Here is a 22806-nt window from a genome sequence, read left to right on the forward strand (position 1 = left end):
CGGCGATCTCAGCCCCCGTCGACTCAAGCCTGGCACTGGCCTGGTCAGCGTCGCGGGATCATCCGGTGGCCGAACTTTGTGTGTCCGTTGAAAAAATGGACTCTGACGACTCCCAAAACGATGCTCGCTCGCAGCGGCGGTGTCAACCTCTGCGCCGCCTCCTTCAAGGCGTTGTAACACTTTCGGCTGTCCTCAAGGGAATAACGGTCGCGCGAAAGCGAAGTCACGTTACAGAGCCGTCTCGGCACGCCACGTGTTCGTTACCCAGGGCAACGAACTGTCACGCTACCGGGACAACGACCGTTCCCGTCGCACGGGTGATCAGCAGCGGCTCGGCCAGGACCTCGGCGGCCGACTCCGACTTGTCCGGCCGCCCGCGGCAGACGACGTGGGCGGCGAACTCGAGCTCCCGGCTGCGGGTCCCGACCCGGGAGATCGTCGCCGTCACCTCGACCATGTCGCCGGCCCGCAGCGGCTGCACGAACTGCACGTCGGAGTAGGAAGCGAAAAGACCTTCATCTCCGTCGGCCCGGATGCAGACCTCGGTCGCGACGTCACCGAACAGGCCGAGCACGTACGCGCCGTCGACCAGGTGCCCGGCGTAGTGCGCGTGGCTGTACGGCACGTACCGGCGGTGGGTGACCGACAGACCGACCTCGGCCTTGCTCATGCGCTTCTCCTGTTCGGGGTGCGGATCCGGCGGGTGACCAGGACGTCGACCAGGTAGCTGGCCACCTCGCCCGGCGTCGTGCCGCGGCCGAAGACCCGGTCGACGCCGAGCTCGCCGGCCATCTGCTCGGTGAAACGGGGGCCTCCGGCAACCAAAATCGGGCGGGACTCCTCGGGATAGGCCTCGCGGAAGGCGGCCGACATCTCCTTGGTGTTCAGCACGTGCGCCTCGCGCTGGGTGACCACCTGGGAGACCAGGATCGCGTCCGCCTCCTCGGCCTTGGCGCGCCGGACCAGCTCCGGTACGGCGACCTGGGCGCCGAGGTTGACCACCTTCAGCTCCCGGTAGTACTCCAGGCCCTTCTCCCCCGCGAAGCCCTTGATGTTCATGATCGCGTCGATGCCGACGGTGTGCGCGTCGGTGCCGATGCACGCGCCGACCACGGTCAGCCGGCGGCGCAGTCCCTTGCGGATGGCAAGGTTCGCGTCCTTCGGCGACAGCAGTGGGTAGTCACGCTCGATCACCTCGACCTTGTCGGTGTCGACCAGGTGGTTGACCGGGCCGTAGACGACGAAGAAGGTGAAGTCCGGCCCCATCGGCTTGGCGTGCACGACCAGCGCGGGGTCCATGCCCATCTTGTTGGCCAGCTGCACCGCCGCGCCCTCGGCCCGCTTGTCGTGCGAGATCGGCAGCGTGAACGACATCTGGACCATGCCGTCGCCCGTGGTGTCGCCGTACGGCCTGATGATGCTCACTGCGCCTCCTCGAGCAACTCGATCGCCGGGTTGTAGTACGCCGCAGAGCGCTTCGCCACTCCGTCCAGGCCACGCCCCGCGTCCTGCGGCCGCTTCATCAGCCCGAACGTGCCGTCGCCGATCGCGTTCAGCAGACCGTCGTCGACGATCTTCTCCAACAGCTCCACCGACTCCCCCAGCACCTGCCGGGCCCGGTTGGCGATGAAGCCGTCCGGCGCCGGGTGGAAATCCTCATGAAGGTTGCCGGCAGCACCTAAGACGTAGCGCACGTTCTGCAGCGCCAGGTCGCGGTCGGAGATCCACGGGGTGACCACGGCCTCGGTCATCATGCCGACCAGCAGGATGCCCTGGCCGGTCATCGCGCCGACCAGGTTGAAGAAACCGTCCAGCAGGTAGCCGCGGAACACGTCACCGGTCATGTGCCGGGTCGGCGGCATCCACTTCAGCGGCGCGTCCGGGAACAGCTGACGGGCCAGCATCGCGTGCGCCAGCTCCAGCCGGAACGAGTCCGGGATCTCCGGAGTGATCTCGAACGCGTGCCCCAGGCCGAGCTGCCAGTCCTCCAGCCCCGCCTCCTTGGCGAAGTACTCGTTCAGCAGTTGCGACACCGTGACCGTGTGCGCCGCCTCGACGGCGTCCGCGGTGGTCAGGTAGTTGTCCTCGCCGGTGTTGATGATGATCCCGGCCCGGGCGTGGATCTGGCGGCTGAACCGCTGGTCGACGAAGGTGCGGATCGGGTTGATGTCGCGGAACAGAATCCCGTACATCGAGTCGTTCAGCATCATGTCGAGGCGCTGCAGACCGGCCAGCGTGGCGATCTCCGGCATGCACAGCCCGGACGCGTAGTTGGTCAGCCGGATGTAGCGGCCGAGCTCGCGCGACGACTCGTCCAGCGCCGCGCGCATCAGCCGGAAGTTCTCCTGCGTCGCATAGGTGCCGGCGAAGCCCTCGCGGGTCGCGCCCTCGGGCACGTAGTCGAGCAGCGACTGCCCGGTCGACCGGATCACCGCGATGATGTCGGCACCGGCCCGGGCGGCCGCCTGGGCCTGCGGGATGTCCTCGTAGATGTCGCCGGTGGCAACGATCAGGTAGATCCACGGCCGCTGCTCGGGATCGCCGTGCTTGGCGATCAGCCGGTCCCGCTCGCGGCGCCGCGCGTCCACCTTCCTCAGCCCACCGGCTGCTGCCTTGCGCGCCGCGGCACGAGCCCGTACGGCGTCCCGCCCCTCCGGCAGCCGGAAGGTGACCGACCCCGACGCCGCCTTCTGCGCCAGCACCGCCAGGTCCTCGGCCTCGCCCCGGACCAGCGCGTCCCACACCGGCAGCGCCAGCCCGTGCTCCAGGCCGACGTCGGCCCGAACGGTGTCGGCCAGCCGGTTCACCCACGGGATGCCCTCGGAGTCCGCACCGGCCAGGCCGGCCAGGCGCAGCACGGCCCGCTCGACCGAGACCGTGGTGTGCTGCCGGGCGATGTTCACGATCGGCTTGCCCGCCTTGCGCGCCAGGCTGCGCGCCTTCCGGACGGTGACCGGATCGAGGTCGAGCTTTTTCACCGCACGCGTCACTGGGACCATCCTTCGGAGTCGTACACCAGCCGACCACCGACGGCGGTCCGCAGACAGCTCGGCAGCACGGCCGGGTCGCTGAGATCGGGCAGCACCGGTACGCCGGCGCCCGGGTCGGTCGACCAGGCCGCGACCCGCGGGTCGGGCGTCTGGACGACGAGGTCGGCGTCGATCTCCCACACCGCGTACGTCGAAGCGGAGCCCGGCGCCAGCACGCCGGCGTCGTCGATCCCGGCAGCCCGCCAGCCACCCCGCGTGTGCGCCTGGAACGCGGCCCGGACGGTGATCCGCTCCGCCTCGGTGTGGTGGAACGCGGCCGCCCGCACGGCTTCCCAGCCCCCGAGCGAGGTCACCGGCGCGTCCGACCCGAAGGCCAGCACGACGCCGGCCCGCTGGAGCGTGCCGAAGGGATTCATGCCCTCCCAGCGGTCACCGACGCGCTCGGCGTACATGCCGTCCGGACCACCCCAGTGGCCGTCGAACATCGGCTGCACGCTGGCCACGACGCCACACTTCGCCAGCGTCGCGACGACCGCGGCGTCCGGCATCTCGACGTGCTCGAGACGGTGCCGCGCGGCCAGCAGCGCCGGGACACCGACCTTCTCGGCCGCCAGCTCGAAGCCGCGGGCGATGTTGTCGAGGGCAAGGTCTCCGATGCAGTGGAAGCCCGCCTGGACACCCTTCTCGGTGCAGGCGATCACGTGCTCGGCGATCTGCTCCGGGGTGAGGTACGCGTGCCCGCGGTGATCCGCGCGATCGGCGTACGGCGCTCGCAGCGCGGCCGTGCGTGAGCCCAGCGCGCCGTCGGCGTTCAGGTCACCGGCCAGACCCGCCAGCCCGTACTGGGTGACGTTGTCGAAGACTCCCGTCTCGCCCCAGTACAAGGTTGCCGACAGCCCCAATTCCTCCGCGGCCTGCCGGACCAGCGGCAGCTCCCATACCGGCCCGATGTGCGGCGCGGCCATCTCGTGGAAGGCACCGATCCCCCGCTCGGCCATCGCCTTCACCGCGGCGCGGGCGTAGGCCAGACGCTGGTCGGCGCCGGCCAGTTCGCTCAACACATCCCGTACGGCGTGGTGCGCGTCCCGCTCGACCCGTCCGCTCGCGTCGTATCCAGCCTGGCCGGCGAGCCCGTCGACCGCAGCCGCGAGCGAGGACGAGATGACGCCGGAGTGACCGTCGACGCGGGACAGGTAGACCCTGCGGCCGCCACCGGCGCGGTCGAGCTCCTCGGCCGTCGGCGGCCGGCCCTCGGGCCACTTGGTCTCGTCCCAGCCCGCGCCGTCGATCACCGTGTCCGGGGCGAGCCGTCCGGCGTACGCCGCCAGCCGATCGAGGGCTTCGGTCAGGCTGGTGGTGCCGATCAGATCGAGGCCGGTCAGCAGGGCACCGGTCTGCGCGGTGTGGACGTGGGCGTCGACGAACGCGGGCGTGACGAGCTTGCCCTGCAGGTCGATCACCTCGTCCGCACCGTTCGCGTACGACGACGCGCTGCTGTCGTCGCCGAGCCAGGTGATCACACCGTCGTCGAAGGCGATCGCGGTGGCGTGGGGGTCGGCGGGTGAGTAGACGGATCCGTTCGTCAGAAGTGTGCGCACGGGCTAATCCTGCCCCTCCGCCTTCAGCCGGCTCTCGAAGAGCTGCCGGACACCCGGTTCGGAGCGCAGCAGCTCGAGCGCGTAGTCGGCGTGACCGGGCACGTAGCCGTTGCCGACGAGCATCGTCACGTCCGCCGCCAGACCCTCGGCGCCGAGCGCGGCGGCCGAGAACGAGGTCGCCATCGAGAAGAAGATCACCGTGCCGCCGGAGGCCGTCGCGAGCACCGCGCCGTGCTCGCAGCCGGGCACGTCCACGCACACCACCGTGATGTCGGCCGGTCCCCCGGACGCCTCGACAGCCGCCGCGAGCGCGACGGGATCGCGAGCGTCGGCCAGCGCCACGACGTCGGCCAGACCAGCCGCTTCCAGGCGCTCGCGCTCGGCCTCGACCGGCACGATCCCGATCGTCCGGGCCGCTCCCGACCGACGTGCGGCGGCCAGTGCGAGCGACCCGCTCTTACCTGCGCCGCCAATTACTGACACGACAGGCTTTGTGCCTTTGTCGACATACTCGCGGACCACGCGCGCGGTCAGCGCGGGCGCGCCACAAACGTCCATCACCGCCAGCGACAGCTCCGGAGCCAGGTCATCGGGCAGCTTCGCGACGATCGAGCGGGCGAACAGGATCGCGTGCCCCTCGGCCGGTACCTGCTCACTGCGACCGTCCCAGCGGCGCAGGCCGTCGGTGATCTGCAGCGGCGTCAGGGTCAGCGAGACCAGCGTCGCGACCCGGTCCCCCGGCTTCACGCCGAGCGGCGACTCCGGGCCGACCTCGTCGACGACGCCGACCAGCATGCCGCCCGACCCGGTGACCGGATTCTGCATTTTGCCGCGCTCGGCGACGATCTCCAGCACCGCCTGCCGGACCGCCTCGCCGTCGTGCCCGTGCGCCTCGGCCAGCTGCCGGTACGACGCCGCGTCCAGGTTGAGCCGCTCGACCGCGATCCGGATCTCGTCCGGCCACAGTTCCGGATGCGCGTCCAGCCGGGCCGCGGCCTGCGGCAGCACACCGGCCGGCTCGATCACGCGGTGCAGTCCGACGGGGCTCGACGACACGCTGCCTCCAAGGGTTCGCGGCTCCGAATGAAGCCGGGCAAAATACTACTGATTTCCGGTCTGAGAGGAAATCTTGCGGCGTACTGTTGGATCTGCGGGACGTTCTATCGCTATCCTCACATAAGACCGCATCACCCATGGAGCCCCCGGAGGACTTCTGTGACCGAGCTGATCACCCCGGAGCTGACCGTTCCCGACGGCCAGCCGTACGCCTATCGGCGCGCGGAGCTCGTCGAGCCCGACTGGACCCGGATGCCGGGATTCAAGGACGTCACGGCCGAGCAGTGGCGCTCCGTGCAGTGGCAGCGGTCGCACTGCGTGAAGAACGTCAAGCAGCTGCGCGACGTGATGGGCGACCTGCTCGAGGAGCGGGTGTACGAGGACCTCACCCGCGACCAGGCCGAGCGCGCGACGATGTCGATGCTGCTGCCGCCGCAGATGCTCAACACGATCGTCCCGAACGGCGCCGCCGACTACACCGAGGCGTTCTACGCCGACCCGGTACGGCGCTACATGCTGCCGATGTTCACCGATCGGCGGACGGACTGGCCGTCGCACCCGCACGCGACGCGGGACTCGCTGCACGAGCACGAGATGTGGGCCACGGAGGGGTTGACCCACCGCTACCCGACCAAGGTCCTGGCCGAGGTGCTGCCCACCTGCCCGCAGTACTGCGGGCACTGCACCCGGATGGACCTGGTCGGCAACTCGACGCCGGTGATCGACAAGCTGAAGTTCACGATCAAGCCGCAGCAGCGGCTGGACGACATGCTCGACTACCTGCGCCGCACGCCCGGCGTCCGGGACGTCGTCGTGTCCGGCGGCGACGTGGCGAACATGCCCTGGCCGCGACTGGAGGCGTTCCTGACCAGCCTGCTGGAGATCGAGAACATCCGCGACATCCGGCTGGCCACCAAGGCGCTGATGGGCATGCCGCAGCACTGGCTGGACGACGACGTCCGGGCCGGCGTCGAGCGGGTCGCGACGATCGCGCGGCAGCGGGGCGTGATGGTTGCCATGCACACCCACGTGAACGCGGCCCAATCCGTCACGCCGCTGGTGGCCGAGGCGACCAAGGCGATGTTCGAGGCCGGGCTGCGCGACGTGCGCAACCAGGGCGTGTTGATGCGCGGGGTCAACGACTCGGTGCCGCAGCTGCTCGACCTGTGCTTCGCGCTGCTCGACGGCGCCACGATCACGCCGTACTACTTCTACATGTGCGACATGATCCCGTTCTCCGAGCACTGGCGGGTCTCGGTCAAGGACGCGCAGCACCTGCAGCACGGGATCCTCGGTTACCTGCCGGGCTTCGCCACCCCGCGCATCGTCTGCGACGTCCCGTACGTCGGCAAGCGCTGGGTGCACCAGCTGTCCGAGTACGACGAGGTGCGCGGCATCTCGTACTGGAAGAAGAACTACCGCACCGGCATCGAGCAGCAGGACCCGGAGGCGCTGAACCGCACCTACGAGTACTACGACCCGATCGACACCCTGCCCGCCGAGGGCCAGGACTGGTGGCGCACGCACGCCGGCGACTCGATCGCCGCGGCGACCGAGCAGGCCGCGGCGTCGCGCGCGGCGGCCGAGTCGCAGAAGCTGCTGCAGATCACCTGACGAGGTTTCCGCCGGTGCCGACGGACAGGGGTCGACGGCACCGGCGGAAGACTGCCCACCCGCGGACTGCGTGGTGGATCTGCTACGGGCAGCGACTAACCTTGGCCGGGTGACTGAGCACCTTGCCGCCACGAGGTCGTCGTACGACAACGTCGCGGACGCCTACCACGAGCTGGTCAAGGACCGGATGGCCGGAAACCCGCTCGAGCGGGCGATGCTGACGGCGTTCGCGGAGCTGACCGGCGACCCGATCGTGGATCTGGGCTGCGGCGCCGGCCGGACGACCGGCTTCCTGAAGGCGATCGGCTGCGACATCTCCGGGATCGACCTGTCGCCGAAGATGATCGAGCTGGCCCGCAAGAACTATCCCGGCGTCACGTTCGAGGTCGGGTCGATGACCGAGCTGTCGTTCAAGGACGGCGAGCTCGGCGGGGTACTGGCGTGGTACTCGACCTTCCACATCCCGCGCGCCGAGCTGCCCGGGCTGTTCACCGAGTTCGCCCGTGTGCTGCGACCGGGCGGCCGGGTCCTGATCGGGACGCACTCCGGCCAGGACGAAACGCTGCAGCCGGAGAAGGCGTACGGGATGCCGGTCAGCTACACCGCCTACCTCTACCGGCCCGAGGTGATGGTGGAAGCGCTCGCCGAAGCGGGGCTGGTCGTCACCGCCCAGCTCACCGAGCCCGGCAGCACACCGGGCCGGGGCTACGCCGCCTTCTTCGCGCAGAAGAGCTAGCCTCGCGCGGACGAGCTAGAGCGCCGGAGGCCTGCGCTCGTACGGCGTACTGAGCACGATCGTGGTCGTGGTGGAGACGTTCGCGCGGGCCCGGATCGTGGCCAGCAGGTCCTCGAGCGCGGCCGGCGAGGCGACCCGGACGATCAGCACGTAGCTGGAGTCGCCGGCCACCGAGTAGCACGACTCGATCTCCCGGACGTCGCGCAGCCGCTCGGGCGAGTCGTCGGGCTGCGACGGGTCGATCGGGCGGATCGAGATCAGCGCGGTCAGCGGCAGGTCGAGCGCGGTGTGGTCGATCGTTGCCGCGTACCCCAGGATGATGCCGCGCTGCTCCAGCCGCTTGACCCGCTGGTGCACGGCTGACGTGGACAGGCCGGTCGCCTTGCCGAGGTCGGTGAAGCTCATCCGGCCGTCCGACGCCAGCAGTGCGACGATCTTGCGATCCAGGTCCTCCACGCTGGAGACCCTACTGCCCCCGGGCCCCGGCATGAAAGCATCACCCCATGGCTGAGACTCCCCAGCGTTTGATGCTGCTGGACACCGCGTCGCTGTACTTCCGCGCCTTCTTCGGCGTGCCGGACACGATGAAGGCCGCCGACGGCACGCCGACCAACGCGATCCGCGGGCTGCTCGACTTCATCGCGCGGCTGGTCGAGAACCACCGGCCGACCCACCTGGTCGCCTGCTGGGACGACAACTGGCGGCCGTCGTGGCGGGTCGAGCTGATCCCGTCGTACAAGGCGCAGCGGGTCGAGTTCGTCGCGGCCGGCGGCGAGCAGGTCGAGGACGTGCCGGACCGGCTGGAGGTGCAGGTGCCGTTCATCCGGGCCTGCCTGGACTCGCTCGGCATCGCGATCGCCGGGGCGCCCGACCACGAGGCCGACGACGTGATCGGCACGCTGTCGCACCGGGCGACGATGCCGGTCGACGTGGTCACCGGCGACCGGGACCTGTTCCAGCTGATCGACGACTCCCGCGGCATCCGCGTCATCTACACCGCCGCCAAGGGCGTCGGCCGCGCCGAGGTGTACGACGAGAAGGCACTGCTGGCCAAGTACTCGATCCCCGCCAACCGGTACGCCGACTTCGCCACGCTGCGCGGCGACGCCTCCGACGGCCTGCCCGGCGTCAAGGGCGTCGGTGAGAAGACTGCCGCCTCCCTGGTCACCGCGTACGGCGGCCTGGCCGAGATCCGCGCCGCCGCGGCCGACCCGTCGACGCCGATGGCTCCGGGGGTCAAGCGCAAGATCCTGGACGCCGCCGACTACCTCGACGTGGCCCCCAAGGTCGTCGCGGTCGCGACCGACGCGCCCGTCAACGTCCACCACCCGGAGATGCCGACCGAGGTCGCCGACCCGCAGCGCTGGCTCGACCTGGTGGAGCTGCTCGAGCTCGGCAGCAGCGCCCAGCGGGTGATGCAGGCCCTGAACGTCGGCCCGAAGGACGCCGTATGAGCGACCCGGACAAGCTCTCCGAAATCGCCCAGTTCGTTTTCGACCTCGCCCGCAACGGCGACGACGAGCGGCTCGCCGCCTATCTCGACGGCGGCGTGCCGGTCGACCTGACCGATGCTTCCGGCAACACTCTGGTGATGCTTGCCTCTTACAACGGTCAGCCGTCGACGGTGCAGCTGCTGACCGACCGAGGCGCCGACGTCAACCGGCTCAACGACCGCGGCCAGTCGCCCCTCGCCGGTGCCGTCTTCAAGGCCGAGCCCGAGATCGTCCGCACGCTGCTCGCGGCCGGCGCCGACCCCACGGCCGGCAGCCCGAACGCGCTCGACACCGCCCGGATGTTCGAGCAGACCGACCTGATCAGCCTCCTGGAGGGCACCGAGTGACCAGCACCCTCGACCTCGCCGAGCGGTTCCGTTCCGAGATCGTCGACCTGCGCCGCGCGCTGCATCAGGTCCCCGAGTACGACCTCGACCTGCCCAAGACGCAGGCCCTGGTCCTCGAGGCCCTGGACGGGCTGGACCTGGAGATCACGCTCGGCAAGGAGCTCTCCTCGGTCACCGCCGTCCTGCGCGGGACCGCCCCGAGCGAAGGCGTCCGGCCGGTCGTCCTGCTGCGCGGCGACATGGACGCGCTGCCGGTCACCGAGCGGGTCGACGTACCGTTCAAGTCCCAGCACCCCGGCATGATGCATGCCTGCGGCCACGACCTGCACGTCGCCGGTCTGGTCGGCGCCGCGAAGATCCTGCACGCGCTGCGCGACCAGCTGGCCGGCGACGTGGTGTTCATGTTCCAGCCCGGCGAGGAGACCACTGGCGGCGCGCCGATCATGATCCGCGAGGGCGTGCTCGACGCGGCCGGACGGCGGGCGGACGCGGCGTACGGCCTGCACGTCGGGTCGGCCGGCCAGCCGTTCGGGATGTGGAGCAGCAAGCCCGGCTCGTTCATGGCCGCGGCCGACCAGTTGCACGTGCGCATCGTCGGGGCCGGCACCCACGGGTCGACGCCGTACCGGGGCAAGGACCCGATCCCGGTGGCGTGCGAGATGGTGACCGCGCTGCAGACGATGATCACCCGGCAGTTCGACGTGTTCGACCCGGTTGTGCTGACCGTCGGGCGGATCGCGGGCGGCACGAAGGAGAACATCATCCCCGACGATGCCTTCTTCGACGCGACGGTGCGGACGTTCTCCGAGCAGACCCGGGCCAAGGTGCAGCAGACGTCGGTCCGGCTGGTCGAGTCGATGGCGGCCGCGCACGGGCTGACGACCGAGGTCCAGTACCAGATCGGCTACCCGGTGACGGTGAACAACGCCGCGGAGTACGAGTTCGCCCGCGAGACCATCGTCGACGTTTTCGGCCCCGACCGGTTCCGCGAACGTGCCAATCCGCGCTGCGGGGCCGAGGACATGTCCTACGTCCTCAACGAGGTCCCCGGCGTCTACCTCAACCTCAGCGCCTGCGCCACCTCCGACCCCGAGGCCGCCGCCGACAACCACTCCCCGCTGGCGAACTTCGACGACTCGGTCCTTCCGGACGGTTCGGCGCTGCTCGCCGAGCTCGCCATTCGGCGCATCGCCCGCGGCTGACCGCCGCCCCTCACCCCAGGCCCGCGGTGCGGGCCTGGACGATCGCCTCGGCCCGGTCGGCCACGTGCAGCTTGGCGAAGATGTTCGAGACGTTGTTGCGAACGGTCTTCGGGGACAGATAGAGCTCGGCGGCGATCTGCGGGTTGGACCGGCCGGCGGCGACCAGTGCGAGGATCTCGCGTTCCCGCGCGGTCAGCTGCGGGAACGGGTCGCCGTCCGGCGCCGGCGTAGCGGCGAAGAACTCGGTGACCCGGCGGGCGACCGCCGGTCCGAAGATCGCCTCGCCCTGGGCCACGGCGGTGATCGCCCGCAGGATCTCCGCCTGGTTCGCGCCCTTCAGCAGGTAGCCGCGCGCACCGGCCCGCATCGCCGCGAACAAGGTCTGGTCCTGCTCGGCCATGGTCAGCACAACGACCCCGATATGTGGGCTGTCGGCAACGATCCTGCGGGTGGCCTCGATCCCGTCCAGCCGGGGCATCTGCACGTCCATCACCACTACGTCCGGCTGCAGCTCGCGGGCCCGTTCGACCGCCTCCAGCCCGTCGCCCGCCGTACCGGCCACCTCGACGCCTGGCAGGGACCCGAGCAGCGCGGCCAGTCCGTCGCGGTAGACCGGGTGGTCGTCGACGAGCATCACGCGCACCGACTCAGACATGCAGCACCTCCGGTACGGCGTCCAACGGCAACCTCACCTCGACGACGGTGCCACCACCGGCCGGGCTGGTCACGCTGCACACGCCACCGAGCTCGGCCGCCCGTTCCCGCACCGAGACCATGCCCACCCCGGCGGCGGTCTGCTCGCCGATGCCGACTCCGTCGTCGGTGACGGACAGTTCCAGCGCCGGTCCGGCCCCGATCGCAAGCCGGATCTCGCACCGCGAGGCCGCCGCGTGCCGCGCCACATTGGTCAGCGCCTCCGACGCTATCCGGTACGCCGCGACCTCGACTCCCGCCGGCAGCGGACCCAGCGGCACCGCCTCGACGCGCACCTGCAAGCCGGACAGCCGGAACCGCTCGGCCTGCTGCTCGATCGCGCGCACCAAGCCGAGCTCGTCCAGCGCCGGAGGTCGCAGATCGTGCACCAGCCGCCGGACGTCGGCGAGCACCGAGGCCACCTCGGCCGTCGCCTGGTCGAGCATCCGGTCGGCCTCGTCGGGCGCGGAGCGGGCCAGGTTGCGCGCCGTTTCGATCCGCAGCGCGACCGCGCCGAGCGACGGGCCGAGACTGTCGTGCAGGTCCCGCCGGATCCGGCGTCGCTCCTCCTCGCGGGCCGCGACCAGGCGGCTCCGTCCACGCTGCAACTCGGTGCTCAACTCGCTGGCTCGCGCCGCGGCCGCCGCCTGCCGCGCCAGATCGCCGAGCAGTCGCTGGTCGCGTTCGGACAAGCTGCTGCCGTCGCCCGGGCAGAGCACCAACTGCCCGACCGGCTCACCGCGGTAGCCGACCGGAAGCGCGATCGTGGGACCAGTTTGCCGGCCGTACTCGACGATCGCGCGCTGCCCGATCTCGACCCGTACGTAGGGCAGCCGGAACGCCTCGGCCAGCGTCCGGGCAACCGCGCGGAGTTGCTCGTCCGGATCGGCCGCCGACTCCAGTCGCTCGGCGAGTGTCGCCACCGTGGCGTACGGGTCGTCGCGGGATCCGCGGACCAGCCGCCGCGCAGCGCGCCAGAGCCGGCTGCGCAGCGGGGCGTAGACGACGGCGACCACGGCGATCGCGGCCAGGGCGGCGTCCCGCTCCCCCAGCACTCCGCCCGCCAGGGCGAAGACGGCGAGGTCGACCGCGACCACCAGCAGCGCCAGTACGCCGTACAGGAAGGTGGCCGGCAGCAACCGATCGATCGCGTAGAGGCGGTGCTTCGTGACGGCACCGACGATCGCGGCCGAGGTCAGCGCGATCGCGAGTCCGAATACGATCGCGCCCACGGCCGGCGGGTTCTCCAGCGGGATCAGCAGCACGAACATGTCCACCAGCGCGGCCCACATCAGCCAGCGGATCTGCGCCCGGCGCTCGGACCCGGCGGCGCGGTAGCGGTGCACGGTGACCGCGAACGGGATCACCAGGCTGACCAGCACAGCGGCGTACGCGAACCGCATGATCGGCTCCCACACGGCGTACGGGAGATCGATGCCGAACGGGTCGAGCGGGAGCCGGGTGATCTCGGGCGGGAGCGCGGCGTCGTGGTAGCGGATCATCACGTCGACCGGGACGACCACGAGCAGCAACGGCAGCACGGAGGTCAGGGCCAGGCTGGCGAGCGACAACCAGCGCCACAGCCGAGCCCGCACGAGCCGGCCGTCCGGGAACAGCAGGATCAGCAACGGCAGGCCGAGCAGCAGCATCGCGCCGAAGCGGGAGTAGAACCAGTACGCCGCCGCGGCGCCCGGCAGACCGGGTGACGTGTAGATCGCGTACGCCGCCCAGGTGGACGCGAAGCCGTCGACGATCCAGAGCAGGCCGTTGAGCGTCAGGACCCAGGCGACGGGATGGCGCGGAAGGCGGCGAAGCAGGAGGAGCCCCGGCAGGGTCTGGGCGAGTCCGGAGAGCACGGCCGACCAGCCGGCATCGAGCTCGGCCTGTGGCGGGACCCGACCGTGGTTGGCGAGGTCGAGGGCGACCGTCGCGACGGCGAGCATCACCGCGGCCACGCACAGCGCGGCCGCCGCCTGGCCCGCCCGTCGCGACTCCCCCACCTCGGTCTCCCCCACCTCGGTCACCGTTGCATTGTCACCCAACCGGCGTCCCGCCGTCGCGGGCCGGTTGTCCCGTCTTTCGTCGGGACAACGCCGGGACGTACTTGAGGACCGGCGTCCCTGCCGCCCGGGCCGGGAAGCGCCGCAGGGTGGGTGAAGGGGGTGCGCAGCGTGCCCCAGGGGAGGAAGGAACCACCATGACCGAAACACCGGCCCGCACCCGGCCCGATCTGCCAAGTGCTGGTACCGCACCGTTCGGGGTCCAGCAGATCCGCCGGCTCGGACTCGGACTGACCGCGGGCACGCTGGCCTGGTGCGCGAGCATTTTCGCGTTCTCCACCGTCAGCGAAGGCACCCCCGAACGGATCGGCGACCTCACCGGGCTCGCGTTCCAGCTCGGGCTGTTCTGCCTGCTGACGATCCAGTTCCGCACCCGCGCGACCGGGCTCAGCCGGCCCGCAGTCCTGATGCTCAAGGTGGAAGCGGTCGTGCTCGGCATCGCCAGCGTGTGGTCGCTCCTGCACGGCGTCTTCCCGGCGAGCCTCCAGGACGCCACCTGGCTGATGGTGCTCGACATCTGCTGGCCGCTCTCGATGATCGGCATGATGATCATCGGCATCAAACTCGCCTTCGCCGCGCGTTGGCGAGGGCTGCTGCGCTGGTGGCCGCTGGTCGCCGAGAGCTGGGTGTTCGTGACGATCCCGGCCACCGTGGTCTTCGGGGACGCAGCCGCCCGCTGGGTCGGCGGCGGCCACCTGCTGGTCGGTTACGCGACGCTCGGAGTCCTCTTGGCGCTCCGGCCCGACCTGGTCGTCGCCGACGACGTGCCCCGGCGCTGACCCCGGCGGCCCGACTCCGCGGCGACGATCGCGTCGAGCAGGCCGGGGAACGCCTTACCGACCTCGTCGCCGCGCAACGAGTTCATCCGGGACGTTCCCACGTAGTACTGGCGGATCAGCCCCGCTTCGCGCAGCACCTTGAAGTGGTGCGTGGCGGTCGACGTGCTGACGTCGAGGTCGAAGCCTCCGCACTTCACGTCGTCCGCCGCGTGGGCCAGCTGGGTGAGGATGCTGCGGCGGACCGGATCGACCAGCGCCTCCAGCACCTGCTGCAGCGGAACGTCCCGGGGGTCCGGGTGCGGTGGGATCCGAGCGTCGCTCACCGGACCATAGTACGACACTCGTCATAGTTTGAGAGCCATCAAAGTTTGACAGCCGTCAAACTTGGCGGTTCACTGTCCGGTGTGACGAGTGAACAGGCGACAGTGGTGCGGTTCCACGAGCTGGGCGGTCCGGAGGTGCTCCAGTTGCGGCAGGAGCCGATCGGTGCGCCGGGGCCGGGCGAGGTGCGCCTGCGGGTCGATGCCATCGGCATCAATCGGGCCGAGGCGTTGTGGCGCAGCGGGCACTACATCGAGCCGGTCCGGCAGTTCCCGGCCGGTCTCGGGGCGGAGGCGGCGGGCGAGATCGAACTCACCGGTCCCGGGGTCGGCGACCTGCGCCCGGGCGACGCGGTGAGCGTGGTCCCGGCGTTCTCGCAGAACGACTACCCGGTCTACGCCGACCGCGCCATCGTTCCGGCCGCGGCGGTGGTACGCCGCCCGGACGGCGTGGACGCGATCACCGGCTCGGCCACCTGGATGGCGTTCCTCACCGCGTACGGCGCTCTTGTCGAGGGCGGCGGCGTCCGGCCCGGAGACACCGTGCTGCTCAACGCCGCGTCGAGCAGCGTCGGCCTCGCGCTGATCCAAGTCGCTCGGCACCTCGGCGTCCGCACCATCGCCCTCACCCGGACGTCGGCCAAGAAGCCCGCACTGCTCGACCACGGCGCCGACGAGGTGATCGTCACCAGCACCGAGCACGTGCCCGCTCGGGTCGCCGCACTCACCAACGGCCGCGGCGTCCGGATGGTCCTCGACGCCGTCGCCGGCTCAGGCATCACCGACCTGGCCCGCCTGGTCTCCCCCGGCGGAACGCTGCTCGTGTACGGCGCGCTGAGCGGCGAGCCCACGCCGTACCCGGGCGTCGAGCTCGGTCTGCCCGCGCTCAGCATCCGCTCGTACACGATGCACGAGACCAGCCGCGACCCGCTCCGCCTCGCCCGCGCTGAAGCGTTTATCACTGCAGGCTTGCGCTCCGGGGCCTTCCGGCCGGTGATCGCCGGGACGTTCCCGCTGGACGAGGTTGTTGCCGCTCACACCCAGCTCGACGCCAACGCTCACATCGGCAAGCTCGTTCTCACGGTTCGGCCCTGACACCAGGCGTCAGGCACCAGCTACTCTCACGAGCTCAGGTGACACGGGCTTCCAACCAGTCCATGAACGCCGCGTAGTTCGCGCTGATCGACATCGCGATCTCGATGCCGTCGGCATCGAGCGTCATCCGGCCGATCGGATCCAAAGCGACCCGATGCCGGCCGAACCGGATACCCGGCCACAGCATCGCGGCAGCCAGGGTGAGCGCATCGTGCTGCATCGATCCCGGGTACTGCTCCATCCACCGGTCCAGGTGTGCCCGCAGGACAGGCGCCCACGGCGGACGACCCGCCGTGCCCCACTTCTGGTAGATCGGAGAGTCGGCCAGGATCTCCATCGCCGGGTTGAACGTCACGTCGGACACCACGAACGACGGCACGGACATCTCCAGCACCGGCAGCATACGGATCGCTGCCTCCGGATCCATCCGGAAGTTGTGCTCGGCCCGCGTGGGATCCCGGTAGTTGATCGCGCCACCCATCTGCGTCACGACCATCTTCGCCACCAACTCCGGCCGCGCGTCGTGCAGCGCGGCCAGGTTCGACAGCGGCCCCATTCCCACCCACCGCACCGGCCCCGCGGTTGAACCGCAGACCGTGTCCACAGCCCCGAGCAGATCCGCATCCTGCTTGGCCACGTCCGCCGGGAACAGTCCGTCGGCGAAGTACAACCGGTCGTTCCCGAGATCCGACCCGGCCACCACCGGCACTTCCGGCCGCCCCGCCAAGTCCAGCAGGTACCGGGCAAACCGTGCGCGCTCCCCGCCGTACTCGTCGCTGGTCACCACCAACGCTAGCTCGGGCACGGACCGGGCCGCGACCACCAACGCGACCGAGTCGTCCGGATCCCCACCCGCGTCGGTGTCGATGATCATCGGCGCGCGGGTGATCGCGGCTGGCCCGAGCGGCGGTGGTGGTCCACCGGGCGAATCGCCGATGTCCCCGAACTCCTCAAAGCTCTCGCTCAGCTCCACGATCGCGAGCCACTCCTCGGTCGGGTTCTCGTCGTCCTGCCGCCCATGCAAACCTCCGCCGATCTGTGCTGAGTTGAGGACATTCTGTACGAACACCCGTTTGTCGTCGTCCGCGGCGCAGCGGTCGTACGCCGCCCAGAGGGCTTCCGCGCGTGCCTGCGGAACCCGGGCCTGTTCCAGGGTCCGGTCGAGCAGCTCCGCGTGCTCTTTGTCGGTGCGATGCACAAAGGCGTCCAGAAGATCCTTCAGCCTCGGCTCGACCTCACCGCCGACGATCCAGGCCCGGATCTGGCTACGGTAGCGCCGGGCACCGGCCTCCAACCCGACTCGGTAGTTCTGACCTGCGTCGCGCTGGACAGCAGCCTCCTTCGCGCGGTCAGCGATCGCGTACAGGTTCACGACCTTGACCGCCTCCCGCACCCGCCACGACCGAAGCCGCGGTGAGATCCGGCCACGACTCAGACCTCGCAGCAGCTCGGGCTGGTGGCGTTGACCGGTCTGCACCGGCCGCCCGGCCGCGATTCTCACCGCGGTCGACATCGGACCGTCGAGCAGTTCTTCGACCGCGTTGATCCCGAGCTGGTGCGCGAACGTCTTCGACTCGTCCGCGGGCAGCTCGTAGAACGGCCGGCCCTCCCGCGTCTGGGCGGCGCTCAGGTGGATCTCGTACCCCTTCTTGCTGCCCGGATGCGGATCGTGTGGAGACTCGCCGAGGAACGCGTAGCGCCCGGCGAAGGTCGTCTCCGGATACACGGCCGCGAGAAGCCCCTGCACGGTGCCCTTGAAGCTCGTGTCGAACACGGTGACCCGGCTCTCCGGCATCCCGACCGGCACGCCGTCCGACTGCAGGTACTCACTGAGCACCCGGAATCCGCCGTCCGTGTCGGCCGGATCCACCCGCGGCGCCACTCGTCGATAGCCGTGGACCTGGGGAAACCGCATGGCATGGTGGCGCTCGAGGTCCTGCAGCGCGTTCTCGACCAGTGCGCGCGAAACGACCAGGTTGGACACGTGGCTGCCGTAGAACGCCGGCTCGAGCCTGCGCATCGCGATGGCCAGACTGTGCCCATCGCGCCCCAGCGCCAAGATCCGGTCGGTCCGGCGCGACCCGACATCGTCCCGCAGGTCGGCCAGCATGTCGTCGGCGACCTTGACGATGAGCGGTGCCGCGAACTCGTACGTGGCGAGGTAGGCGTCCGCCAGCGTCTGGAGTCCTGTTCGCCGGGCAGGCCGGCCTTGGTGCCGAAGTGCCGGGCCACCGCGAGGCTCTGACTTCGAACTGTTTCTGGGAGTTCAGTCGCCATGCCTCAAGTACGTCACATCCGTCGACCGCGCGTCGGGAGTTATCCACAGGGTGCAGGCGCCGCCCCGCGTGGGCGGCGCCTGCGACCCGTCAGGGAGTGAGGGTCGACTCGTCCTCGTCGTCCGCCAGAAGCTGGGCGGTGGTCGGGACGGGCGGGACCGGGGTCGGGGCCGACTCGTCCTGGTCGTGGTCCACGACGGCCGCGCTGAACTGGGCGTTGTAGAGCCTGGCATACGCGCCGTTGGCGGCGAGCAGCTCGGTGTGGGTGCCCTGTTCGACGATGGCTCCGTTCTCCATCACCAGGATCAGGTCGGCGTCGCGGATGGTGGACAGGCGGTGCGCGATGACGAAGCTGGTGCGGTCCGAGCGCAGGGCGGCCATGGCGCGCTGGACCAGTACCTCCGTGCGGGTGTCGACCGAGCTGGTGGCCTCGTCGAGGATCAGCAGCTGCGGGTCGGCCAGGAAGGCCCTGGCGATGGTGAGCAGCTGCTTCTCGCCCGCGCTGACGTTGCTGCCCTCCTCGTCGATCACCGTGTCGTAGCCGTCCGGCAGGCTGTGCACGAAGCGGTCGACGTACGTCGCCTTGGCCGCGGCGAGTATGTCCTGCTCGGTGGCGTCGAGGTTGCCGTACAGGATGTTGTCGCGGATCGTGCCGCCGAACAGCCAGGTGTCCTGCAGGACCATGCCGATCCGGGAGCGCAGGTCGTGCCGGGTGAGCTCGGTGATGTCAACGCCGTCCAGCGTGATCCGGCCGGCGTTCAGCTCGTAGAACCGCATGATCAGGTTGACCAGTGTGGTCTTGCCGGCGCCGGTCGGGCCGACGATCGCTACCGTCATGCCCGGTTCGGCGACCAGCGAGAGGTCGGTGATCAGCGGCTCGTCCGGCTTGTACGAGAACGACACGTGCTCGAACTCGACCCGCCCGCGGGCCTGCGTCACCTTCGCCGGCGTGGCCTCCTCCGGCCGCTGCTCCTCGGCGTCGAGCACCTCGAAGACCCGCTCGGCCGAGGCGACCCCGGACTGCAGCAGGTTCGCCATCGAGGCGACCTGGGTGAGCGGCTGGGTGAACTGCCGCGAGTACTGGATGAACGCCTGCACGTCACCCAGCGACATCGTGCCGGAGGCGACCCGCAGGCCGCCGACCACCGCGATCACCACGTAGTTCAGGTTCCCGATGAACATCATCGAGGGCATGATCAGCCCGGAGATGAACTGCGCCCCGAACGCCGCCTGGTAGAGCTCCTCGTTCTTCTTCGCGAAGTTCGCCTCGATCTCCTGCTGCCGGCCGAACACCTTGACCAGCTCGTGGCCGGTGAAGGCCTCCTCGATCTGCGCGTTCAGCGCACCGGTGTGCCGCCACTGCGCGACGAACCGGGCCTGCGAGCGCTTCGCGATCACCGCGGTCAGGATCATCGAGATCGGGATCGTCACCAGCGCGATCAGTGCCAGCAGCGGCGAGACCACGAACATCAGCGTGACCACGCCGATCACCGTCAGCAGCGAGGTGAGCAGCTGGCTCAGGGTCTGCTGCAGGCTGCTCGACACGTTGTCGATGTCGTTGGTGACCCGGCTCAGCAGCTCGCCGCGCGGCGCGCCGTCGAAGTAGCTGAGCGGCAGCCGGTTGAGCTTGTCCTCGACCTCGGAGCGCAGCTCGAACACGGTCCGCTGGACCACGCCGTTCAGGATGTAGCCCTGCATCCACGACAGCAGGAAGGCGCCGACGTACAGGCCGAGCACCAGCAGCAACACGTTGCGCAAGGCATCGAAATCGACGCCGACGCCGGGGATCAGGTCGATGCCGCTGATCAGGTCGGCGTACCGGTTGTTGCCCTGGGCCCGCAGGTTGTCGATCACCTGTTGCTTGCTGACACCCTCGGGCAGGGTCTTGCCGATCGCGCCGGAGAAGATGATGTCGGTGGCGCGGCCGAGCAGCTTGGGACCGAGCACGGACAACCCGACGCTCGCGACCGCGAGCAGGATCACCCCGAACACCTGGACCCGGTGCGGCCGCAGGCGGCGCAGCAGCCGTTTGGCCGACGGGCCGAAGTTCATCGACTTGTCGCCGGGAATACCGCCGGGTGGGCCGAACCCACGCCCGGTCGTCGGTCGCTCGGTTGCTTTGACCGTCGCCGTCCCGCCGCCTTCGGTGGTCTCTTCAGCAGTCTTCTGCTCGGTCATGCCGCCTCCTCCGCGGACCGCTGGGACTCGACGATCTCGACGTACGTCGGGCAGCTCTGGAGCAGCTCGTCGTGCCGGCCGATCCCGACGATCGCGCCGTCCTCGAGCACGACGATCTGGTCGGCGTCGATGATGGTCGAGACCCGCTGGGCGACGATCACCACGCAGGCGTCGGCGGTGACCGGCGCGAGCGCGGCCCGCAGCCGGGCGTCGGTAGCCAGGTCGAGCGCGGAGAACGAGTCGTCGAACAGGTAGATCTCGGGTTTGCGGACCAGCGCGCGGGCGATCGCCAGCCGTTGCCGCTGGCCACCGGACACGTTGGTGCCGCCCTGGGAGATCGGCGCGTTCAGCTGCTCGGGCATCGCCTCGACGAAGTCCTTGCCCTGGGCAATCTCCAGCGCCTGCCACAACTCCTCGTCGGTGGCGTCGGGGTTGCCGTAGCGCAGGTTGCTGGCGACCGTGCCGGAGAACAGGTACGGGCGTTGCGGGACCAGCCCGATCCGCCGCCACAGCGCCTGCGGCTCGATCTCGCGCACGTCGATGCCGTCCACCAGCACCCGTCCCGCGGTCGCGTCGAACAGTCGCGGGACGAGCGAGACCAGCGTCGTCTTGCCGGCGCCCGTGCTGCCGATCACCGCCGTGGTCTGCCCGGGTGACGCCGAGAAGCTGAGGTCGCGCAGGACCGGCTCGGCCGCCCCGGGGTACTGGAAGCCCGCCTTGTCGAAGACCAGCTCGCCGCGCCCGGTGAACGTCGTGATCGGCGTGACCGGCGGGACGACCGTCGACTCGGTGTTCAGCACCTCGCTGATCCGGTCGGCGCAGACCGCGGCCCGCGGCACCATGATCATCACGAACGTCGCCATCATCACCGAGAACAAAATCTGGATCAGGTAGCTGATGAAGGCGGTCAGCTGGCCGACCTGCATCGCGCCGCTTTCCACCCGGGTGGCGCCGAACCACAGCACGGCCACGGTGGACGCGTTGAGGATCAGCATCACGACCGGGAAGACCAGCGCCATCAACCGGCCGGCCCGGACCGCGGTGTCGGTCACGTTCGCGTTCGCCTCGCCGAAGCGCGCGGTCTCGTGCGGCTCGCGGACGAAGGCGCGGACCACCCGGATGCCGGTGATCTGCTCGCGCAGCACCCGGTTCACGCTGTCGATGTTCACCTGCATCTTGCGGAACTGCGGAACCATCCGGCTCGCGATCAGCCCGATCGAGGCGGCCAGCAGCGGGACGGCGACGGCGACCAGCCACGACAGCCCGACGTCCTCGCGGACCGCGGCGACGATGCCGCCGACCATCGTGATCGGCGCGGCCACCAGCATCGTGCAGGAGGTGACCACCAGCATCTGGACCTGGGTGACGTCGTTGGTGCTGCGCGAGATCAGGGTCGGCGCCCCGAACTGGTTCACCTCGCGGGCGGAGAACTGGCCGACCTGGTGGAAGACCGCGGCCCGGACGTCGCGGCCGAACAGCGCCGCGGTCTTGGCGCCGAAGTACACGGCGAACACGGTGCACAGGATCTGCACCACGCTGACACCGAGCATCCAGCCACCGTTCTCGACGATGTAGCCGGTGTCGCCCTTGGCCACGCCGTTGTCGATGATGTCGGCGTTCAGGCTGGGCAGGTAGAGGGAGGCGATCGTCCCGACGAACTGCAGGACGACCACCAGGGTCAGGTTGCCGGCGTACGGACGCAGGTGCGTGCGTAACAGGCGAAGAAGCATCAGGCATCCCCAAGGTGGTGAAGGCGGACACCGTCGAGGGCGAAGTCGACGATCTCCTCGGCGGTCATCGGCCGACCGTCCGAAATCAATGGGTGGGTGGCGGAGAAGGTGACCAGCCGCAGGCGGCGCACCACCTCCTCGGGCGGGACCCGGAACAGGTCGGCGTCCGGCCGGAGCAGATCGGTGAAGATCCGGTCGGCCTGCTCGGCGTCGGCCTTGCGCCTGGCCATGTCCTCGGCGTCAGCCTCGCTGGGCTGCGGCGGCCTTTGCAGCCGCAGCGCGAACATCAGCTTGAAGACCGCCCGCAGCCGGTCCTGACCGACCTCCACCGCCGCGATCATCCGCTCGCGCAGCGGCAGGTCCGGGTCGACCTGACGCAGGCTCTCCAGCAGCGGCGCGGAGTCGAAGGCGGTGCGGACCGCGGCGTCGATCAGCGCGTCCTTGCTGCCGAACGCGCGGAAGATCGTGCCCTCCGCGACGCCGGCCGCTTCCGCGATCTGGCGGGTGCTCACATCGGTGCCGTGCTCCTCCAGCAGGGGCAGCACGGCGGCGACGATCGCGGCACGGCGTTCGTCGGGGGGCATCGGGGTGGCTCGCGGACTCACCCGGCCGAGACTAACTGAGTGAGTACTCACTCAC

The 22806-nt window shown here is 70.0% G+C and carries 20 protein-coding genes; 7 read left to right on the plus strand and 13 right to left on the minus strand.

Annotation, left to right across the window (positions count from 1 at the left end; all coding sequences use genetic code 11):
* Positions 1 to 280 precede the first annotated feature (280 nt).
* From BWI15_RS21795 to BWI15_RS21815, 5 genes are read right to left on the minus strand one after another with little or no spacing between them, the layout of a single operon-like run.
* Entirely contained in the window at positions 281 to 670 is a 390-nt protein-coding gene (locus BWI15_RS21795) for a hotdog domain-containing protein (RefSeq protein ID WP_077016329.1), read from the minus strand.
* On the minus strand, positions 667 to 1425 hold the full coding sequence (locus tag BWI15_RS21800) for an OAM dimerization domain-containing protein (protein ID WP_077016330.1): 759 nt from the start codon (positions 1423 to 1425) through the stop codon (positions 667 to 669). Before BWI15_RS21800 ends, BWI15_RS21795 begins: the two co-directional genes overlap by 4 nt.
* Positions 1422 to 2990 carry a lysine 5,6-aminomutase subunit alpha gene (locus BWI15_RS21805; protein ID WP_077016331.1) on the minus strand — a complete coding sequence of 523 codons (1569 nt, stop codon included), beginning with the start codon at positions 2988 to 2990 and terminating at the stop codon, positions 1422 to 1424. Before BWI15_RS21805 ends, BWI15_RS21800 begins: the two co-directional genes overlap by 4 nt.
* Positions 2987 to 4588: an amidohydrolase gene (locus tag BWI15_RS21810; protein ID WP_077016332.1), complete on the minus strand. Its 1602-nt coding sequence runs from the start codon at positions 4586 to 4588 to the stop codon at positions 2987 to 2989. The genes BWI15_RS21805 and BWI15_RS21810 overlap by 4 nt, the downstream gene beginning before the upstream one ends.
* Before the next feature lie 3 nt (positions 4589 to 4591).
* A complete protein-coding gene (locus BWI15_RS21815) occupies positions 4592 to 5644 on the minus strand; it encodes an L-erythro-3,5-diaminohexanoate dehydrogenase (RefSeq protein ID WP_077016333.1) in 1053 nt (350 codons plus the stop codon).
* A gap of 159 nt (positions 5645 to 5803) precedes the next feature.
* On the opposite strand from BWI15_RS21815, the gene BWI15_RS21820 reads away from it, so the two are divergent.
* Together BWI15_RS21820 and BWI15_RS21825 are read left to right on the plus strand one after the other, a co-directional pair.
* Positions 5804 to 7258 (plus strand): KamA family radical SAM protein, encoded by a 1455-nt coding sequence (locus BWI15_RS21820; RefSeq protein ID WP_077016334.1) that lies wholly within the window; start codon positions 5804 to 5806, stop codon positions 7256 to 7258.
* A gap of 109 nt (positions 7259 to 7367) precedes the next feature.
* A complete protein-coding gene (locus BWI15_RS21825) occupies positions 7368 to 7994 on the plus strand; it encodes a class I SAM-dependent methyltransferase (RefSeq protein ID WP_077016335.1) in 627 nt (208 codons plus the stop codon).
* Between the two features lie 15 nt (positions 7995 to 8009).
* Here the strand turns inward: BWI15_RS21825 and BWI15_RS21830 are convergent, their stop codons facing one another.
* Positions 8010 to 8450: an Lrp/AsnC family transcriptional regulator gene (locus tag BWI15_RS21830; RefSeq protein WP_077016336.1), complete on the minus strand. Its 441-nt coding sequence runs from the start codon at positions 8448 to 8450 to the stop codon at positions 8010 to 8012.
* Positions 8451 to 8521: 71 nt separating this feature from the next.
* On the opposite strand from BWI15_RS21830, the gene BWI15_RS21835 reads away from it, so the two are divergent.
* The 3 genes from BWI15_RS21835 to BWI15_RS21845 are packed head-to-tail and all read left to right on the plus strand — an operon-like array spanning position 8522 to position 11036.
* A complete protein-coding gene (locus tag BWI15_RS21835; protein ID WP_077017184.1) occupies positions 8522 to 9448 on the plus strand; it encodes a 5'-3' exonuclease in 927 nt (308 codons plus the stop codon).
* A complete protein-coding gene (locus BWI15_RS21840; RefSeq protein ID WP_077016337.1) occupies positions 9445 to 9834 on the plus strand; it encodes an ankyrin repeat domain-containing protein in 390 nt (129 codons plus the stop codon). Before BWI15_RS21835 ends, BWI15_RS21840 begins: the two co-directional genes overlap by 4 nt.
* A complete protein-coding gene (locus tag BWI15_RS21845) occupies positions 9831 to 11036 on the plus strand; it encodes a M20 metallopeptidase family protein (RefSeq protein WP_077016338.1) in 1206 nt (401 codons plus the stop codon). The genes BWI15_RS21840 and BWI15_RS21845 overlap by 4 nt, the downstream gene beginning before the upstream one ends.
* Positions 11037 to 11046: 10 nt before the next feature.
* On the opposite strand, the gene BWI15_RS21850 is transcribed toward BWI15_RS21845, so the two are convergent.
* Positions 11047 to 11691 carry a response regulator transcription factor gene (locus BWI15_RS21850; protein ID WP_077016339.1) on the minus strand — a complete coding sequence of 215 codons (645 nt, stop codon included), beginning with the start codon at positions 11689 to 11691 and terminating at the stop codon, positions 11047 to 11049.
* A complete protein-coding gene (locus BWI15_RS21855; RefSeq protein WP_083750930.1) occupies positions 11684 to 13753 on the minus strand; it encodes a sensor histidine kinase in 2070 nt (689 codons plus the stop codon). The genes BWI15_RS21850 and BWI15_RS21855 overlap by 8 nt, the downstream gene beginning before the upstream one ends.
* A gap of 173 nt (positions 13754 to 13926) precedes the next feature.
* On the opposite strand from BWI15_RS21855, the gene BWI15_RS21860 reads away from it, so the two are divergent.
* Positions 13927 to 14568, plus strand: coding sequence for a hypothetical protein (locus tag BWI15_RS21860; RefSeq protein ID WP_077016340.1), 642 nt, complete (start codon positions 13927 to 13929; stop codon positions 14566 to 14568).
* Here BWI15_RS21860 and BWI15_RS21865 read toward each other — a convergent pair.
* On the minus strand, positions 14496 to 14891 hold the full coding sequence (locus BWI15_RS21865; protein WP_143465768.1) for an ArsR/SmtB family transcription factor: 396 nt from the start codon (positions 14889 to 14891) through the stop codon (positions 14496 to 14498). The genes BWI15_RS21860 and BWI15_RS21865 overlap by 73 nt on opposite strands.
* Positions 14892 to 14972: 81 nt before the next feature.
* On the opposite strand from BWI15_RS21865, the gene BWI15_RS21870 reads away from it, so the two are divergent.
* The gene (locus BWI15_RS21870; protein ID WP_202817707.1) at positions 14973 to 15983 is read left to right on the plus strand and encodes a zinc-dependent alcohol dehydrogenase family protein; all 1011 of its coding nucleotides are present in this window, start codon (positions 14973 to 14975) and stop codon (positions 15981 to 15983) included.
* A gap of 34 nt (positions 15984 to 16017) precedes the next feature.
* On the opposite strand, the gene BWI15_RS21875 is transcribed toward BWI15_RS21870, so the two are convergent.
* The 4 genes from BWI15_RS21875 to BWI15_RS21890 all read right to left on the minus strand — a co-directional run bounded on the left by BWI15_RS21875 (position 16018) and on the right by BWI15_RS21890 (position 22772).
* Positions 16018 to 18093 (minus strand): nucleoside hydrolase, encoded by a 2076-nt coding sequence (locus BWI15_RS21875; protein ID WP_202817708.1) that lies wholly within the window; start codon positions 18091 to 18093, stop codon positions 16018 to 16020.
* A 256-nt stretch (positions 18094 to 18349) separates the two neighbouring features.
* The gene (locus BWI15_RS21880) at positions 18350 to 20437 is read right to left on the minus strand and encodes an ABC transporter ATP-binding protein (RefSeq protein WP_083750931.1); all 2088 of its coding nucleotides are present in this window, start codon (positions 20435 to 20437) and stop codon (positions 18350 to 18352) included.
* Positions 20434 to 22167: an ABC transporter ATP-binding protein gene (locus BWI15_RS21885; protein ID WP_077016343.1), complete on the minus strand. Its 1734-nt coding sequence runs from the start codon at positions 22165 to 22167 to the stop codon at positions 20434 to 20436. The genes BWI15_RS21880 and BWI15_RS21885 overlap by 4 nt, the downstream gene beginning before the upstream one ends.
* Entirely contained in the window at positions 22167 to 22772 is a 606-nt protein-coding gene (locus tag BWI15_RS21890) for a TetR/AcrR family transcriptional regulator (protein WP_237771400.1), read from the minus strand. Before BWI15_RS21890 ends, BWI15_RS21885 begins: the two co-directional genes overlap by 1 nt.
* Positions 22773 to 22806 lie beyond the last annotated feature (34 nt).

It is taken from the genome of Kribbella sp. ALI-6-A (genome assembly GCF_001984195.1).
Taxonomy (GTDB): Bacteria; Actinomycetota; Actinomycetes; order Propionibacteriales; family Kribbellaceae; genus Kribbella.